At 67.2% G+C, this 15,840-nt stretch carries 15 protein-coding genes; 4 read left to right on the top strand and 11 right to left on the bottom strand.

Annotated elements, in window-relative coordinates; translation table 11 throughout:
* Nucleotides 1-301 (top strand): hypothetical protein (locus tag ACTRWB_RS07220; protein WP_446901387.1); only part of this gene is annotated, 301 nt, incomplete at its 5' end.
* A gap of 50 nt (nucleotides 302-351) precedes the next feature.
* Here ACTRWB_RS07220 and ACTRWB_RS07215 read toward each other — a convergent pair.
* Genes ACTRWB_RS07215 through phnS form a run of 7 tightly spaced genes read right to left on the bottom strand, consistent with a single transcriptional unit; the run spans nucleotide 352 to nucleotide 7,643 of the window.
* On the bottom strand, nucleotides 352-903 hold the full coding sequence (locus ACTRWB_RS07215) for a phosphonate degradation HD-domain oxygenase (RefSeq protein WP_446901386.1): 552 nt from the start codon (nucleotides 901-903) through the stop codon (nucleotides 352-354).
* A gap of 4 nt (nucleotides 904-907) precedes the next feature.
* Nucleotides 908-2,362: a phosphonoacetaldehyde dehydrogenase gene (gene phnY / locus ACTRWB_RS07210; protein ID WP_193099749.1), complete on the bottom strand. Its 1,455-nt coding sequence runs from the start codon at nucleotides 2,360-2,362 to the stop codon at nucleotides 908-910.
* The gene (gene phnA / locus ACTRWB_RS07205; RefSeq protein WP_446901385.1) at nucleotides 2,359-3,669 is read right to left on the bottom strand and encodes a phosphonoacetate hydrolase; all 1,311 of its coding nucleotides are present in this window, start codon (nucleotides 3,667-3,669) and stop codon (nucleotides 2,359-2,361) included. The genes phnY and phnA overlap by 4 nt, the downstream gene beginning before the upstream one ends.
* Entirely contained in the window at nucleotides 3,666-4,526 is an 861-nt protein-coding gene (phnV, locus tag ACTRWB_RS07200; protein ID WP_419688498.1) for a 2-aminoethylphosphonate ABC transport system, membrane component PhnV, read from the bottom strand. Before phnV ends, phnA begins: the two co-directional genes overlap by 4 nt.
* Entirely contained in the window at nucleotides 4,516-5,436 is a 921-nt protein-coding gene (gene phnU, locus ACTRWB_RS07195) for a 2-aminoethylphosphonate ABC transporter permease subunit (RefSeq protein WP_129515816.1), read from the bottom strand. The genes phnV and phnU overlap by 11 nt, the downstream gene beginning before the upstream one ends.
* The gene (gene phnT, locus ACTRWB_RS07190) at nucleotides 5,414-6,517 is read right to left on the bottom strand and encodes a 2-aminoethylphosphonate ABC transport system ATP-binding subunit PhnT (RefSeq protein WP_129515817.1); all 1,104 of its coding nucleotides are present in this window, start codon (nucleotides 6,515-6,517) and stop codon (nucleotides 5,414-5,416) included. Before phnT ends, phnU begins: the two co-directional genes overlap by 23 nt.
* 34 nt (nucleotides 6,518-6,551) lie before the next feature.
* Nucleotides 6,552-7,643: a 2-aminoethylphosphonate ABC transporter substrate-binding protein gene (gene phnS / locus ACTRWB_RS07185; protein WP_446901384.1), complete on the bottom strand. Its 1,092-nt coding sequence runs from the start codon at nucleotides 7,641-7,643 to the stop codon at nucleotides 6,552-6,554.
* A gap of 257 nt (nucleotides 7,644-7,900) precedes the next feature.
* Between phnS and ACTRWB_RS07180 the strand changes: the two genes are divergently transcribed.
* Nucleotides 7,901-9,010, top strand: coding sequence for a 2-aminoethylphosphonate--pyruvate transaminase (locus ACTRWB_RS07180; RefSeq protein WP_446901383.1), 1,110 nt, complete (start codon nucleotides 7,901-7,903; stop codon nucleotides 9,008-9,010).
* A gap of 99 nt (nucleotides 9,011-9,109) precedes the next feature.
* On the opposite strand, the gene ACTRWB_RS07175 is transcribed toward ACTRWB_RS07180, so the two are convergent.
* Genes ACTRWB_RS07175 through aroQ form a run of 3 tightly spaced genes read right to left on the bottom strand, consistent with a single transcriptional unit; the run spans nucleotide 9,110 to nucleotide 11,793 of the window.
* Nucleotides 9,110-10,453 carry an MFS transporter gene (locus tag ACTRWB_RS07175; RefSeq protein WP_412023722.1) on the bottom strand — a complete coding sequence of 448 codons (1,344 nt, stop codon included), beginning with the start codon at nucleotides 10,451-10,453 and terminating at the stop codon, nucleotides 9,110-9,112.
* Nucleotides 10,454-10,486: 33 nt separating this feature from the next.
* On the bottom strand, nucleotides 10,487-11,341 hold the full coding sequence (locus ACTRWB_RS07170; protein WP_446901382.1) for a shikimate dehydrogenase: 855 nt from the start codon (nucleotides 11,339-11,341) through the stop codon (nucleotides 10,487-10,489).
* Nucleotides 11,338-11,793: a type II 3-dehydroquinate dehydratase gene (gene aroQ / locus ACTRWB_RS07165; protein WP_446901381.1), complete on the bottom strand. Its 456-nt coding sequence runs from the start codon at nucleotides 11,791-11,793 to the stop codon at nucleotides 11,338-11,340. The genes ACTRWB_RS07170 and aroQ overlap by 4 nt, the downstream gene beginning before the upstream one ends.
* A 258-nt stretch (nucleotides 11,794-12,051) precedes the next feature.
* Between aroQ and ACTRWB_RS07160 the strand changes: the two genes are divergently transcribed.
* Nucleotides 12,052-13,944 (top strand): bifunctional sugar phosphate isomerase/epimerase/4-hydroxyphenylpyruvate dioxygenase family protein, encoded by a 1,893-nt coding sequence (locus ACTRWB_RS07160; RefSeq protein WP_446901380.1) that lies wholly within the window; start codon nucleotides 12,052-12,054, stop codon nucleotides 13,942-13,944.
* Between the two features lie 302 nt (nucleotides 13,945-14,246).
* On the top strand, nucleotides 14,247-14,510 hold the full coding sequence (locus ACTRWB_RS07155) for a hypothetical protein (protein WP_193099741.1): 264 nt from the start codon (nucleotides 14,247-14,249) through the stop codon (nucleotides 14,508-14,510).
* A 90-nt stretch (nucleotides 14,511-14,600) separates the two neighbouring features.
* Here ACTRWB_RS07155 and ACTRWB_RS07150 read toward each other — a convergent pair whose 3' ends face one another.
* Nucleotides 14,601-15,395 (bottom strand): AraC family transcriptional regulator, encoded by a 795-nt coding sequence (locus ACTRWB_RS07150; RefSeq protein ID WP_129515824.1) that lies wholly within the window; start codon nucleotides 15,393-15,395, stop codon nucleotides 14,601-14,603.
* Nucleotides 15,396-15,840: the final 445 nt, after the last annotated feature.

The following is a 15,840-nucleotide window of genomic DNA, read 5'->3' as shown; positions in this document are numbered from 1 at the left end:
CCACACTTATCGGCTGTTAATTTTTAAAGAGCAATCTGCGAGGAACTTGGTGTTTCTCAGCAGCGCTGCGTTTTCAGCAGCAGAGAAGCGAGATTATGAACCGTGTTTCGCAGCTCGTCAACAACTTTTTAACTGCTTCGTTGCGACTGCGGGGTTCATCTTCGAGTGCTGCCAGGGTTCGTTACCACCACACCCCAACCGCACCGCTTCCCTCGTCCGCGCTGCGTTTCCGTTAGCGCGAAAGAGGCGTGATTCTATGCACCCCACGCCGTTCGCGCAAGGGGTTTCGCAAAAAATATAAGGCCCCGCACGCTGCCGCGTGCGGGGCCTTGTATAGAAGCGGCCGAACCGTCAGGCCGCGCGCACCTGGCGCGCGACGATCTCCATATAGTGATCGAGATCCGGCGTCGCCTTGCCTTCTTCCTTCGCCGTATCGTCCCAGCGGCGCAGACGCAGCGCGTCCTCCGCAAACGGGCGCTGCAGGAACGCCACCGTTTCCTCTTCACTGAAGATGCCGCCCTGCAGCGCGAGGCTGCGCACCGAGTCCGGCGACAGGCTCTCGAAGTAGCCGGCGTCGGTGCGGCACAGGCAGCGCTTCGCGTCGACGTGCAGCCGGATCGGTTCCAGCACCGCGTCGGAAAACAGCGGCCGCAGGAACGGCAGCACGTAATACTGATGCAGGTCGTCGATCCCGCGCGCGCTCGGCGTCTCGCCCTGGCGATTCAGCAGATGCCCGAGGTCGTGCAGGAACGCCGCCGCGACCAGCGCTTCGCCGGCTCCCGCCTCTTCCGCCAGCAACCCGCTCTGCAGCGCATGCTCGAGCTGGGTCACCGGCTCCCCGCTGTAGGCCACATGACCATGCTCGCGATACAGCCCGTGGATCTCTTCCACCGTCAATGCCATCCGTTTACTCCCAAGGCAGCGAAAACGTCTTCAGGTTCGTGAAGCTCTTCATCGCCTCCTGAACGCCTTCCTTGTAACCGAGGCCCGAATCCTTGATCCCGCCGAACGGCGACAGTTCGATCCGGTATCCGGGCACCTCCCACACATTCACGGTGCCGACGTTCAGCTCGTTCACGAACCGCACGACCGCGGCCGTGCTATCGGTACAGACACCCGACGACAGCCCGAACGCCGTCCCGTTGCTGATCCGGATCGCGTCGTCGATCGTATCGAACGTCATCACAGGTGACACGGGGCCGAAGGTCTCCTCGCGCACGATCGTCATCGACGGATCGACGTTGTCGAGCACGGTCGGCGCATACAGCGCACCGCGCCGCACATTGCCGGTCAGCAGGCGCGCGCCCTGCGCGACCGCTTCTCCGACCCGCGCCTCGAACAGCCGCGCCGCCGCCTCGTCGATCACGGTGCCCATTTCGTTCGCGGGATCGAACGGATCGCCGTACTTCCACGCGCGGGTCTTCTCGACGAGCAACTCGGTGAATGCGGGCGCGATCGAGCGCTGCACCAGCATCCGCTTGACGGCCGTGCAGCGCTGGCCCGAATTCCGGTACGAGCCCAGCACCGCCAGTGACGTCGCGCGGTCGAGATCGGCGTCTTCGAGGACGATCAGCGGATCGTTGCCGCCCAGCTCCAGCACGATGCGCCGGTAGCCGGCCCGCGCGGCAATCGCCTTGCCGATCGCCACGCCACCGGTAAATGTAATCAGCGACGCATGCGGATGCGTGACGAGTTCGTCCGCGATCTCGCCCGGATCGCCGGTCAGCACCTGCAGCATCGGCTCCGGCAGCCCGGCCTCGTAAAGCAGGTCGGCCAGATAGAACGCCGACAGCGGCACCTTCTCCGACGGCTTCACGATCACGCGGTTGTTGGTCGCGATCGCCGGCGCGATCTTGTGCGCCACCTGGTTCATCGGATGATTGAACGGCGTGATCGCAACGATCACGCCGTCGAGCGGCTGCCGCTGCGAAAACACGCGCCGCGCCTTGCCGTGGGGCGTCAGGTCGCACGAGAAACTCTGCGCATCGTCGCGCAACGCCTCGATCGCCGCGAACTTCAGCACGTCGGCGACCCGGCCGATCTCGTAGCGGGAATCCTGCTTCGACAGCCCCGATTCGAGCGTGATCAGGTCGGACGCTTCCTCGGTGCGCTCGCGCAGCAGCGCGGCCGCGCGCTCGAGGATCTGCGAACGCTCGTAGCGCGTGAGCGTCGGCCGGTAGGCCATCGCGTAATCGAACGCGGCGCGCACGTCGTCGACGCTGGCGAGCGGCGCGGTGCCGACCCGCGTGCCCGTATAAGGATCGTCGATGTCGAAGGTGCGCTCGCGCGTCGCGCGCGTGCCGCACCAGCGCAACGCCTCGGCGCGAAACTCGGGGTGGTCTTGCCGGGGATGAGCCATCATGTCGCGATCCGGTTCAGCACGAAATCGAACACGTCGAAGTTGCGCGGGCGACGCGCAGGATCGTCCCGCTCGATACGGCGATTGAACAGCAGCGGTACTTCCTGCTCCGACACGCCGCCGTGCGAACGCAGCGGCACCGTGAGGCCCGACAGATCGTGTTCCCGCTCGCGCGTGCCGAGCGTCATGTCGCGACGGCCGATCACGACGAGATCGCCGATCCGGTCGGCCGGCAATTCGAAGCGGGCAGCGGCTTCCGCGTTGTCGAGCACGAGCTCGACGCCGTCGAGGCCGTCGACGCGCCACATCGCTTCGGCCCGGTCGACACCCGGCGCCAGGTAGAGGGTCGCAAACGAGCCGAGCGCGCCGTGGTGCACGACGTACGGATCGGTGATCGGCAGGATCACGCGCGCAGACTGTGCGCCGTACCACCCGTCGAACGCATCCTGCAGATAGATCACGTTCGGCCGGCCCGTCGCGGGGTCGTGCTTCGCGTTCATCCCGTGATCGGCCGTGAGCCCGATCGCCCAGCCGAGCGCGTCGAGCTGCGCGAGGTAACCGTCCATCATCGCGTAGAACGCGTTCGCGCCGGCACTGCCGGGCTCGCACTTGTGCTGCACGTAGTCGGTGGTCGACAGGTACATCAGGTCGACCTGACGTGTCTGCGCGAGCCGCACGCCGGCCGCGAACACGAATTCGGACAACGCCGCGCTATAGACGTCCGGCGACGGCAGGCCGACCCAGTCGAGCACGTCGACGATGCCGTTTTCCGCGAGATTCGCCTGCGCAGCCTTCTCGGCGGAAAAGCAGACGCCGTTCAGTTGCCAGCCGAGCAGCCGGCGCAGCTTGTCCTTCGCCGTCACGACGGCCACCTTCGCGCCGGCATCGGACGCCGCCGCGAGCAGCGTGCCGGCCCGCAGATAGGCCGGGTCGTTCATCATGACTTCGGCGCCGCGCCCGCCGTCAGCGGCCGCGTCCCAGAAGTAGTTGCCGCAGATCCCGTGGACCGACGGCGGCACGCCGCAGACGATCGACAGGTTGTTCGGGTTGGTGAAGGTCGGCACGACGCAATCGGCGCGCCACGCCGTGCCTTCCGCGATCATCCGGCCGATGAACGGCGCGACGCCCGCTTCCACCGCACGTTCGAGATACGCGTACTCGCAGCCGTCGACGCAGACGACGACCGTCGGCTCGACCGGCAGCCGGTAGCGCCGGCCGTTGACGTCGACCGACCGCCCCGCGAAATCCGTCGAGACCTTGCCCGGTGCGGGTTGCTCGCCGGGCAGCCGCATGGCGAACGCGGCGTTCATGATGCCACCCGCTTGCCGCGCGGCACACGCGCGGCGATCAGCAGCAGCGCCGCGAGCGACGCGCCGAGCATCAGCAGCGACAGCGCCGACGCCGGCAGGTAATAACCGCGCTCCACCTGGCCGATCACGACGATCGGCACGGTCGCGAAGCCGGGTGGATAAACCGTCAGCGTCGCACCGAGCTCGCCGAGCGACAGCGCGAAACCGAGCGCGAGGCTCGCGCGCAGCGCCGGCACGAGCTGCGGCAGCAGCACGCGGCGCAGCACCATCGCGGGCGGCGCACCGAGGCTGGCCGCGGCTTCGCGCAGCACGGTCAGTTCCGGACGCAGCGCGGCGGCCGCGCAGCGATAGCAGAACGGCAGAATCAGCGCGAGCTGCACGAACACGACGATCGCCGCCGAACTCGACAGGTCGACCGGCTTCTGGTGATACGCGATCAACACCGCGAGCCCGAGCACGACGCTCGGCACGCCGTTCGGCACCATCACGAGCGCATCGACGACCGCGCCGAGGCCGCGCCGGTCGCGCCCTTCGAGTGCGAGCGCGAGCCACAGCCCGAGGATCGTGCCGACCGCCGACACGCCGAAGCCGATTTCGAGGCTCGTCAGCAGCGCGTCGTATTCCGGCGACCCGAGTCGCTCGAACCAGCGCAGGCTGTAGCCGGCCGGCAAGATCGTGCCCGACCATTGCGTCGACACGCTCGACAGCGCGACGACGACGACGGGCAGCACGAACAGCCAGAAACACGCGAACGCGGCCAGCGCGAGCGCGATGCGCGACGCATGCTTGAGCAGCGTGTCGCTCCAGCCGATCTGGTGGCGCGGCACGGCCGGCCCGATACGGAATTCAGCGGACATCGTTCCCTCCCGTCGCACGCCGGTTCACCCGGCGATAAACCGTATAGAGCGCCAGCGACAGTGCCAGCATCACGACCGCGCCGGCCGATGCGGTCGGCAGATCGAGGTCGACGGTCGCGCTGCTGTAGATCGCGACCGGCAGCGTCACGAGCCGCGCGCTGCCGAGCACGAGCAGAATCCCGAACTCGTTCAGCGTCAGCAGGAAACACAGCACGGTGCCGGCAGCGATGCCCGGCCATGCGATCGGCAGCACGACGCGGCGCGCGAGCATCCAGCCGGGCGCGCCGAGGCTGCGAGCGGCTTCGATCAGGCGCAGGTCGAGCGTGGCGAACGACGCGAGCGTCGGCCGCACGACGAACGGCGTATAGAACACCGTCTGCGCGAGAATCACGCCGCCGATGCCGAACAGGAAATCGAGCGGCGGATTCTCGAGATGGAACAGGTGCTGCAGCGCGATGCTGATCGACCCTTGCGAGCCGTACAGGAAGATCAGCGTGAACGCGACGAGGAACGACGGAAACGCGACGTACAGTTCCAGGAAGCGCGTGACGAGCGACGCGCCCGGAAACGGCCTGAAGAACAGCAGCGCGGCCAGCAGCACGCCCAGCACCGATGCAGTGCCGGCGCTCGCGAACAGCACGCCGAGCGTCGTCAGCAGCACGTTGCGCGTGTCGGGGTTGCCGAAGAAGGTCCGGTACGCGTCAAAACTCAGCCCGTGATCGCCCGACACGCTCAGCAGCACGAGCCGCACCAGCGGATAGACGACGAGCGGGCCCAGCACGACGATCGCGAGCGCGACCAGGTGCAGGTCGCCCATGCGCTTGCGGCGCCGCGCGACGGCCGCGTGCGCGGCGGCCGACGCGAGCACGTGCGGCGGCAGGCCGGCTTCAGGGCTCGATAAGGACGACATCGTCTGCCTCGTAATGCAGGGAAACGCGCGCACCGCGCTCGGGGGCCGCGCCGCGGCCGCGTTGCATCGTGACGCGCACGGGTTCGTCGGGCGCCGCGTCGATCACGACCGCGATCGACAGGTCCGCGCCCTGCCATTCGACGGACGACACCGTGCCGTGCAGGCCGCCCGCCGCGGGCGGCATCACGGTCAGGCGCTCGGGGCGCACGCATGCGACCTTGCCGCGCACTTCGTGACGCGGATCGCCGAGCGGGAAGATCACATGCGGCGGCAGCAGGTTCGCCGGGCCGAGATAGCGTGCGACGTAGCCGTCCTGCGGCGCGTCGTACAACTGCTGCGGCGTGCCGAGCTGCGCGATGTGGCCGTCGCGCATCAGCAGCGCACGGTCGGACAGCACGAGCGCGTCGTCGCGGTCGTGCGTCACGCAGACGACGGTCAGGTTCGGCAGGCGCTCGTGCAGCGCCTTCAGTTCGCTGCGCACCGACGCGCGCAGGTTGGCGTCGAGCGCCGACAGCGGCTCGTCGAGCAGCAGCACGTCCGGCTCGATCACGAGTGCGCGCGCCAGCGCGACGCGCTGCTGCATCCCGCCCGACAGTTGCGCGGGCAGGTGATGGCCCGCATCGCCGAGCTGCACGAGCTTCAGCGCGTCGGCGACGCGTCGCGTCACTTCCGACGACGCCATGCCGCGCGCGCGCAGCCCGAATGCGACGTTCTCGAACACCGACAGGTGCGGGAACAGCGCGTAGTTCTGGAACAGCAGACCGAGATTGCGCTTGTGCGGCGGCGCATAGGTCAGGTCACGTCCGGCAACGGTCAGCGTGCCGGTCAGGCCGTCGGCCTTCACGAACCCGGCGATGAAGCGCAGCAGCGTGGTCTTGCCGCAGCCGCTCTTGCCGAGCACGGTCAGAAATTCGCCGGCGCCGATCGACAGCGACAGATCTTCCAGCACCGTGCGTGCGCCGTAGCGCACGCTCAGGTGTTCGATCTGCACGCCGCCCGGCGCGCCGGACCGCAGCGTCGCGTGCGGTTCGGCGGCGCCGAATGCGCCGGGATGGGTCAGGGTGGTTTCCACCGGGTTCATCCTCTTGCTCACTAATACAGGCGGCGTGCGCCGATCACTTCGGCTTGACGACGTCGAGCTGCTTGCCCGAGCTGCCGATCACGTCCTTCTTCCAGCGCTCGATCCACACCGGCTTCTTCGCCATCACCTGGGTCCAGTCGACCGGGATCAGCTTCACGCCCGCGATCGCCTTCTTGACCGCCTCGCCGTTCTTGCCCGTCAGCGGCACGTCGGTGCGGCCCGGGATGCCGAACATGTCCGGCACCTTCGACTGCACGTCCGTCGACATCAGGTAGTCGATCAGCTTCTTGCCGACGTCCTGGTTCGGGCCGCTCTTGATCAGGCCGATGCCGTACGGGAGCTGGAACGTGGTCGGCTGGTCGCCGTCCTTCGCGGACAGGAAGATCGGCTTGACGGACAGCGCGCCGTGTTCGGCGTCGTCGAGGTCCATCTGCAGGTCGCCGTTCGCGACGCTGATCTCGTTACGCGACAGCAGCACGTTCAGGTAGCCCGTGCCCTTCGTGTGGAACTTCACGCTCTGCGACAGCTTCGCGAGGTAGTCGAACGCCTTGTCCTCGCCCATCAGCGACGTCGTCAGGATCAGCACGGCCATCCCGTCGCCGGCGGTCGCCGGGTTCGAGTACGCGACCTTGCCGGCGTAGGCCGGCGACAGCAGGTCGCCGAACGTCTTCGGTTGGCTCTTCACGACGTCCGGGTTGATCGCGAACGAGAAGTAGTTGTTCACGAACGTCGCCCACGTGCCGTCCTCGGCCTTCGCGATCGCCGGCACGTTCTTGTAGTTCACGCTCTGGTACGGCTGCAGCAGACCCATCTGGCCGGCTTGCTGAATGAACGGCGGCAGCGTGACGATCACGTCGGCCTTCGGGGAATTCTTCTCGATGTTCGCGCGGTTGACGACCTCGCCGCTACCTGCCGTCACGATGTTGACCTTGACGCCTTCTTTCTTCTCGAAGGCCGGCAGCACATCGCGGTACAGGTTCTCGAGACCGTCCGCCGTATACAGCACGACCGCGTTTGCCGCATGCGCCGGCATCGCGGCACCTTGCAGCAGACCGGCAGCGCAGGCGGCCAGCGCGAGCTTGCGGAACGCGCCGGCAGCGGCGCGCGAGGAATTCTGCAGTGTCATCTCACTTCTCCGTAGGCGGAACACCAAATGGCCGGGGGCACGATCCCGGTCCTTTTATCTCCGGGCAGGCCGATCAACGGCCCGCCTCGCTGCCGCGCTGAGCGTGGTTTCGCGCGGCAACCGAAGGATCACAGCGTTCGATGACAAAGCCGTGACGAATGCCACAATTTCCAAAAAATGACACATTTTGCCACTATCATGCAAGTCATTCAGAAATGCCGCCCGGCGTTTCGTTCGACTTTCGCTGGAGAAAAATGATGTCCGACCCGATCCTGCTTACGCCCGGCCCGCTCACCACGTCCGCCACAACCCGCCTCGCAATGCAACATGACTGGGGGTCGTGGGACGCCGCTTTCAACCACTTGACGGCCAGCGTCTGCGCGGACCTCGTCGCCATCGCGCACGGCGGCGACGAGTACGTGTGCGTACCGATGCAGGGCAGCGGCACGTTCTCGGTCGAGGCCGCGCTTGGCACGCTGGTGCCGCGCGACGGCGTCGTGCTCGTGCCCGACAACGGCGCGTATTGCGCGCGCATCCTGAAGATCCTCGGCCGGCTCGGCATCGACGCGATCGCGTTGCCGTTCGGCGAGGACACGGCCGTCGACGCGGCAGCGGTCGAGGCCGCGTTCGCGCGCGAGCCGCGCATCACGCACGTCGCGCTCGTGCACCTGGAGACGAGCGCCGGGATCCTGAACCCGCTGGATGCGATCGCGGCCGCGTGCCGGCGCCACGGCAAGCGGCTGATCGTCGACGCGATGAGTTCGTTCGGCGCGCTGCCGATCGCGCTGGCGGGCACCGGCATCGATGCGCTGATCTCGGCGAGCGGCAAATGCCTCGAAGGTGTGCCGGGGATGGGTTTCGCGATCGTGCGGCGCGACGCGCTCGACGCATGCGAAGGCAACTCGCCGTCGCTCGCGCTCGATCTCCACGATCAGTACGCGTACCTGCGCAAGACGGGCCAATGGCGCTTCACACCGCCGACGCACGTGATCGCCGCGCTGCGCGCCGCGCTCGACCAGTACCTCGCCGAAGGCGGCCAGCCCGCGCGGGGCGCGCGCTATCTGGACAACTGCCGGACGCTGATCGAATCGATGCGCGAGCTCGGCTTCGCGCCGTTCCTCGACGCGAGCGTGCAGGCGCCGGTGATCGTCACGTTCCACGCGCCCGACCATCCGGCCTACGATTTCCGCCGCTTCTACGACGCGGTGCGCGACGCGGGTTTCATCCTGTATCCCGGCAAGCTCACGCAGCTCGAGACGTTCCGCGTCGGCTGCATCGGCGCGATCGATGCCGACGATATCCGGCGCGCGGTGGCGGCGATCGCGCAGGCGGTCGAATCGCTCGGCATCGCCGTGCAGCGCGCGTAACGCGCACCCAAACCGGCACTCCGGCCGGCGCACAAACAAAAAAGCCCGGCGGCCAACCGGCCGCCGGGCGAACGCACGAAATGTGCGTGGAGTCGGTGCTTACAGTTCGATCCGCTTGATGTCGCCGACGACGAAGATGTACGACAGCGCACCGACCAGCGCGATCACGCCGATGAACACGAGCGCGCCGACGAACGACCCGGTCGACGCGACGATGAAACCGACGACGAGCGGCGTGACGATCCCCGCGAGGTTCGCCGCGAAGTTGAAGATGCCGCCCGTCACGCCGAGCAGGCCGTCCGGCGCGATGTCCGACACGAGCGTCCAGCCGAGCGCGGCCATCCCCTGCGCGAAGAATGCGACCGACATGATCGCGATCACGGCCTCGTTGCTCTTCACGTAGTTCGCGAGAATGATCGTCGATGCGAGCAGCAGGCCCGCGATGATCGGCAGCTTGCGCGCGAGGTTCGCGGACTTGCCGCGGCGCAGCAGCCAGTCGGAGAAGATCCCGCCGAACATCACGCCGACCGACGCGGCGATGAACGGCATCACCGCGAAGAAGCCGATCTTCAGCCAGCCCATGTGGCGCTCGGTCGCGAGGTAGGTCGGGAACCAGGTCAGGAAGAACACGAGCGTCGAGTTGCCGGCGAACTGGCCGAGGCAGATGCCCGCGAGCTGGCGCTTCTTCAGCAACTGGCCGGCCATCGCCCAGCTGAATTTCTTCTGCTCGCCCTTGCCGCCTTTGTCGCCGTCCTTGCGCGCACCGTGCACGAGACCACCGCCCGCCTCGATATACGCCAGCTCTTCCGAGTTGGCGCCCGGATGGTTGCGCGGCTCGTGATAGAACTTCCACCAGACCAGGCCGAACGCGATGCCGATCGCGCCGACGACCCAGAACAGCGAGCGCCAGCCGAACGCGCCCATCAGCGCGAACAGCACGGGGCTGAAGAACGCGAGGCCGATGTACTCGCCGACGGTATAGGTGCCGGTCGCCATCGCGCGCTCGTTCTGCGGGAACCAGGTCGCGACGACGCGGCTGTTGGTCGGGAAGCACGGCGCTTCCGTCACGCCGAGGCCGAGCCGGCATGCGAACAGCGTCGCGATGCCCGGCACGAAGCCCTGCAGGAACGTGCAGAGCGACCACAGCGTCATCGACCAGTAATAGGTGACCTTGCTGCCGAAGCGGTCGAGGAACAGGCCGCCGGGCACCTGCATCGCGACGTACGTCCACGAGAACGCGGAGAACATGATGCCCATCACGGCCGCGTTGATGCCGAGTTCCTTGGTGAGCTGCGGCGCAGCCACCCCCAGCACGGTGCGGTCGAGATAGTTGATCATCGTGCCGATCGCGAGCAGCGCGAGAATCTTGTAGCGCGCCGAAGTGCGCCGGACCGTGCCGGCGGCGGGCGCCGACGCGGCGCTCGTGTGGGTGGTGTGCTGCATGGTCGTCTCCTGGTCTCTCTTTATGGAATGGGATCAGCGCGCGACGAGCGACTGAAAGTGATCGAACATCCGCTCGGCGTCGGGCGTGCGTCCGGTGAAGATCTCGAACGCGTCGACGGCCTGGTACACCGCCATCCCGCCGCCCGGCAACGTGGCGCAGCCGGCCGCGCGCGCGGCGTGGATCAGTTCGGTTTCGAGCGGGAAATACACGATGTCGGCCACCCACATGCCCGCGTGGAGCAGTTCGGCCGGCAGCGGCAGGCCCGGGTGCTTGACCATGCCGGTCGGCGTCGCGTGGATCAGGCCCGTCGCGGCCTGCATCGCGGCCGCGAGATCGTCGCCCTGCACGACCCGTGCCGCGGGGAAACGCTGCTGGAGTTCGGCCGCGAGCGCGGTGGCACGCGTGCCGTCGACATCGAAAATCGTCAGTTCGGCCGCGCCCATCTGCAGCGCCGCATGGGCCACGGCGGCGCCCGCGCCACCCGCGCCAAGCTGGACGACACGCTCGAGCGACGCGCCGGGCAGGCCGCGGCGGAACGATTTCGCGAAACCCGACCAGTCGGTGTTGTGGCCGATCCGCTTGCCGTCCTTGAACAGCACGGTGTTCACCGCACCGAGCGCGCGCGCATCGTCCGACAGTTCGTCGAGGTGTTCGATCACGCGCTGCTTGCACGGGTGCGTGATGTTGAGCCCGGAGTAGCCCATCCGCTGCGCGGCATCGAGCAACTGCGGCAGCGCGTCGACGGTCACGCCGAGCGCGTCGAGATCGAGGCGCCGGTAGACATAACCGAACCCCTGGCGGAATCCTTCCTCCTCGTGCATCGCGGGCGACAGCGAACCGCCGATGCCCTGGCCGATCAGGCCGATCAGAAACGACGGGCGGCTCATCGCGCGGCTCCCTGCGCAAACAGGGTCGACAGACGCTGCAGCGCGAACACGTAGCCTTCGGTGCCGCAGCCGCAGATCACGGCTTCGGCGACCGCCGACACATAGGAATGGTGGCGAAACGCCTCGCGGCGATGCACGTTCGAGATATGCACTTCGATCACCGGCTTCGCGATCGCGGACAGCGCATCGGCCAGCGCCACCGACGTATGCGTATAGGCGGCCGGGTTGATCACGATGCCGTGCGTGTCGTGACGCGCGGCATGCAGCCAGTCGATCAGCTGGTGCTCGGCGTTCGACTGGCGGAAATCGATCTCCAGCCCGAGCCCTTCGGCGGCCGTGCGGCAGCGCTGCTCGACGTCGGCGAGCGTTTCCGCGCCGTAGATATGCGGCTCGCGCGTGCCCAGCAGATTCAGGTTCGGGCCGTTCAGCACCAGCACCTTGTGCTTGTTCATGGTGTTTCTGCTCCTAAAACGGGGGCGAATCGCTAGTCGACTTCGCCCCCTGACGTCAAGATTTGGCGCTAGTGTGCGCTTGCGCAAGCGCAATGTCTTTTCGGGTTTTCGCTAATTTGTACCACCTAGTTAGTTTGTATAATCCGCCTCACTTACCTAGTAAATTCGGGATATGGCGCGCGCCCGGAACTCAACGACTGGTTCATTCAGGGCCGGTTCGACCGACGCCATGCCCCGCTCATCCGCAGGATTCGCCCCATGAAGCGCTCGATCGCCACCGTGTCACTGTCCGGCACGCTCGCCGAGAAACTCACCGCCATCCAGGCCGCGGGTTTCGACGGCGTCGAAATCTTCGAAAACGACCTCGTCTACTTCGACGGATCGCCGGCCGACGTCCGGCGCATGGCCGCCGATCTCGGTCTCGACATCGTGCTGTTCCAGCCGTTTCGCGACTTCGAGGGCGTGAGCGCGGCCCAGCTCGCACGCAACCTCGATCGCATCAAGCGCAAGTTCGACGTGATGCACGCGCTCGGCACCGACCGCATCCTCGTCTGCAGCAACGTGTCGGCCGACACGATCGCGGACGACGGGCTGCTGGTCGACCAGCTCGGCGCGCTCGCGGAAGCCGCCCGGCAGGCCGGCGTGGTCGCCGCGTACGAAGCGCTCGCGTGGGGCCGCGTCGTGAACCGGTACGGCCATGCATGGAAGCTCGTGAATGCCGTGAACAGCCCGCATCTCGGCCTTGCGCTCGACAGCTTCCACACGCTGTCGCTCGACGATTCGCCGGACGCGATCGCCGACATTCCCGGCGACCGGATCGCGTTCGTGCAGATCGCCGACGCGCCGAAGCTCGCGATGGACGTGCTGGAATGGAGCCGCCACTACCGCTCGTTCCCGGGCCAGGGCGACTTCGACCTCGCGCGCTTCACCGCGCGCGTGATCGAGTCGGGCTACACGGGGCCGCTGTCGCTCGAGATCTTCAACGACGGCTTCCGCGCGGCGCCGACCGCGATCACCGCCGCCGACGGTCATCGCTCGCTGCTCTACCTGGAAGACCTGACGCGCGAGCGGCTCGCGCAGGACGGCCGTGCGCCGGCCGCCGGCCAGCCGCTCTTCGCGCCGCCGGCGCCGCCCGCGCACGTCGGGTTCCAGTTCATCGAATTCGCGGTCGACGCCCACGCGGCGGCGACCGTCGGCGAATGGCTCGGCAGGATGCGCTTCCGGCTCGCCGGCCGGCATCGCTCGAAAGACGTGACGCTGTTCCAGCACGGCGCGGCGTCGATCGTGCTGAACGCGGAGCGCGACTCGTTCGCCGATGCGTTCTTCCAGCAGCACGGGCTGTCGCTGTGCGCGTCGGCGTTCCGCGTCGACGACGCGAAAGTGGCGTTCGAACGCGCGGCCGGCTTCGGCTACGTGCCGTTCTCCGGGCGCGTCGGGCCGAACGAGCGCGTGTTGCCCGGCGTGCAGGCGCCGGACGGCAGCCTCGAGTATTTCGTCGACGAAACGCCGAACGCGCCGACGCTGTATGAATCGGACTTCGTGCTGACCGACATCGACGGTCCGAGCGAAGTCGGCCCGCTGACGGGCATCGACCATGTGTGCCTCGCGCTGCCGGCCGACGCGCTCGACACGTGGATCCTGTTCTTCAAGACGGCATTCGGCTTCGAGGCCGAGCGCAGCTGGCTCGTACCCGACCCGTACGGGCTGATGCGCAGCCGCGCGGTGCGCAGCGCCGACGGTTCGGTGCGGATCGCGCTGAACGCGTCGGTCGACCGTCACACGGCCGTCGCCGAATCGCTCGACCGCTACCACGGCACGGGGTTGAACCACGTCGCGTTCCGCACCGACGACATCGTGAAGACGATCGCCGCGTTCGCGGCCGACGGCGTGCCGTTCCTGCGCATTCCGGCCAACTACTACGACGATCTCGCCGCGCGCTACGCGCTGCCGGACGAACTGATCGACACGCTGAGCGCGCATCACCTGCTCTATGACCGCGACGAGCACGGCGGCGAATTCCTGCACGCGTATACGGAACTGGTCGACAACCGCTTCTCGCTCGAGATCGTCGAGCGGCGCGGTGGATACGACGGCTACGGCGCGACGAACGCGGCCGTGCGGCTCGCCGCGCAGGCGCAGCGCAGGAAATAAGGGAAGGATGCGAAGCGGGAGGTTTGGGGCTGGATCACATGGCGGCCCGAAGTTCGAGGCTCGCGGCCGGCTCAAAGGGCCGCATCCGGCGCGCACCATCGTGGTGAATCGAGCGACTGCGAACCAGCCCACGCGGCTGCCCGCGACCGGGCCGGAAGCCGCGCTCCGTATGACGTTACATACGGTAACCCGTACCGCAGCGCAGCATCCCGTCGCCGGCCACGGTTTTAAGAATCGCTTAAGTCTTCGTGGGCACCATCCGCAACCAGTACCCGATGGTTATCTCGAAAAGGAGGAAAGCGATGAGCGCCGTAGAAGCACCCGCGGGCCGCCAGGCCGCGCCCCCTGTAAAGAAGACAATGCTGCGCCGCCTGCTCAGTCATCATGAAATCGCGACGCTGCTGGTCCTGCTGCACGCACCGATCGGCGCGAACGCCAAACCCGAACTGCCGGCGCTGCAGGAAGCCGGCCTCATCGAGATGGTCAAGCTCGACCCCGATACGGCACCGAGCTTCCGCTTGACCGAAAACGGCACGGCCGTCCTGAAAGGGCTCGGCTACCGCTGAGCCGCCGCTGTTCCAAGCTGTTCCACCACTTTCCCGCCGTTTTACGCCCCACCCCGTTCATGCGCCGCGTCGGCTTCGCCGGCCGGCATCTCACCCCGCCCGCTCCTGCAGCATCAACCGGTATTCCGTCGGCGTCACGCCGACCGTCGCCTTGAACTGGCGCGTGAACGCGCTGTGATCCGTATAACCGCATAGCGCCGCGACGTCGGTCACCTTGTCGTGCGTGATCAGCAACGCGGTGGCCGCATCGAGCCGCGTCTTCAGCAGCACCTGGCGCGGCGTCAGGTGAAACACCTTGTGGAAGTAGCGTTCGAGCTGCGCGACCGACATCCCGGCCATCTGCGCGAGCTGCTTCAGGTTCAGCGGCTGCACGTAGTGATCCTGGATGTGCTGGACCACGTCGGCGAGCCGGCTGTACGCCGGGTGCGATCCCTCGTGCGCCTTCAGGTCGCGCGAGATGCCCGCGAGGCCGACCACCTTGCCCGCGGCGTCGCGCAGCGGCTCCTTGCAGGTCAGGCACCAGCCCGGCAGGCGCCCCGGATACAGGTGCAGCTCGAGCTGGTCCATCAGTTGCTGGCCCGCGTTGATCGTCGCCATGTCCTGCTCGAAATAGCTGCGGCCGAAACGGCGCGGAAACACTTCGTCGGTCGTCTTGCCGAGCAGGTCGCGCTTGTCCTTGTAGCCGCAGCGCATCGCCAGCGTGCGATTGACGAGCGCGTAGCGGCCGTTCGCATCCTTCACGAAGAACGCGACGTCGGGCAGCGCATCGAACACCGGTTCGAGCAGGCGGAAGTGCGCGAGCATCGCGCCGAGATCGGCGTTGTCGGGCTGGTAGCGCAACGTGTCGGACAGGCTCATGGGCGGTACGGCAAGCAAGGTCGTCATCCCGGCAACCGCGTAGCGAGTGGCAGATGGCGTCGATTATAGGAGCGCCCCGTCAATCGCGTCGCGCCGATCGCGGGGCAGGCAAGCGTGCGGCGGCCGGCCGCATCGCGTTTGCCGATCGGCCGGCATCGGCCAGTGAAATACGTTGTGTGCGCAACCACTTCGATGCGCGTGCGCGGCCGGCAGTGATTCCGTTTCCGCCGCTGCCGGCGTACCGCGCCGACGCGACTGCAACGCGCACCCGAATCCGTCATCCTAAAAATGCCGACGTACTGCGTCTTGGCGCGTTTGCGCATTCGGCGTGACGATTTCGGCATATATCAGGGTTATCGACGATATGCCGATATCGTCGCCGGCTGCGCACCGAACGCGCAAGACGCGCGTATTTTCGCTATCTAGACTTCGCTTCACGGTGACGAGACGACATCACGCCGCTGCCGCAATC

The organism is Burkholderia sp. YIM B11467 (assembly GCF_052952715.1).
The sequence above is the reverse complement of the archived record's forward strand: the minus strand, read 5'-3'. Positions and strand labels throughout refer to the sequence as shown.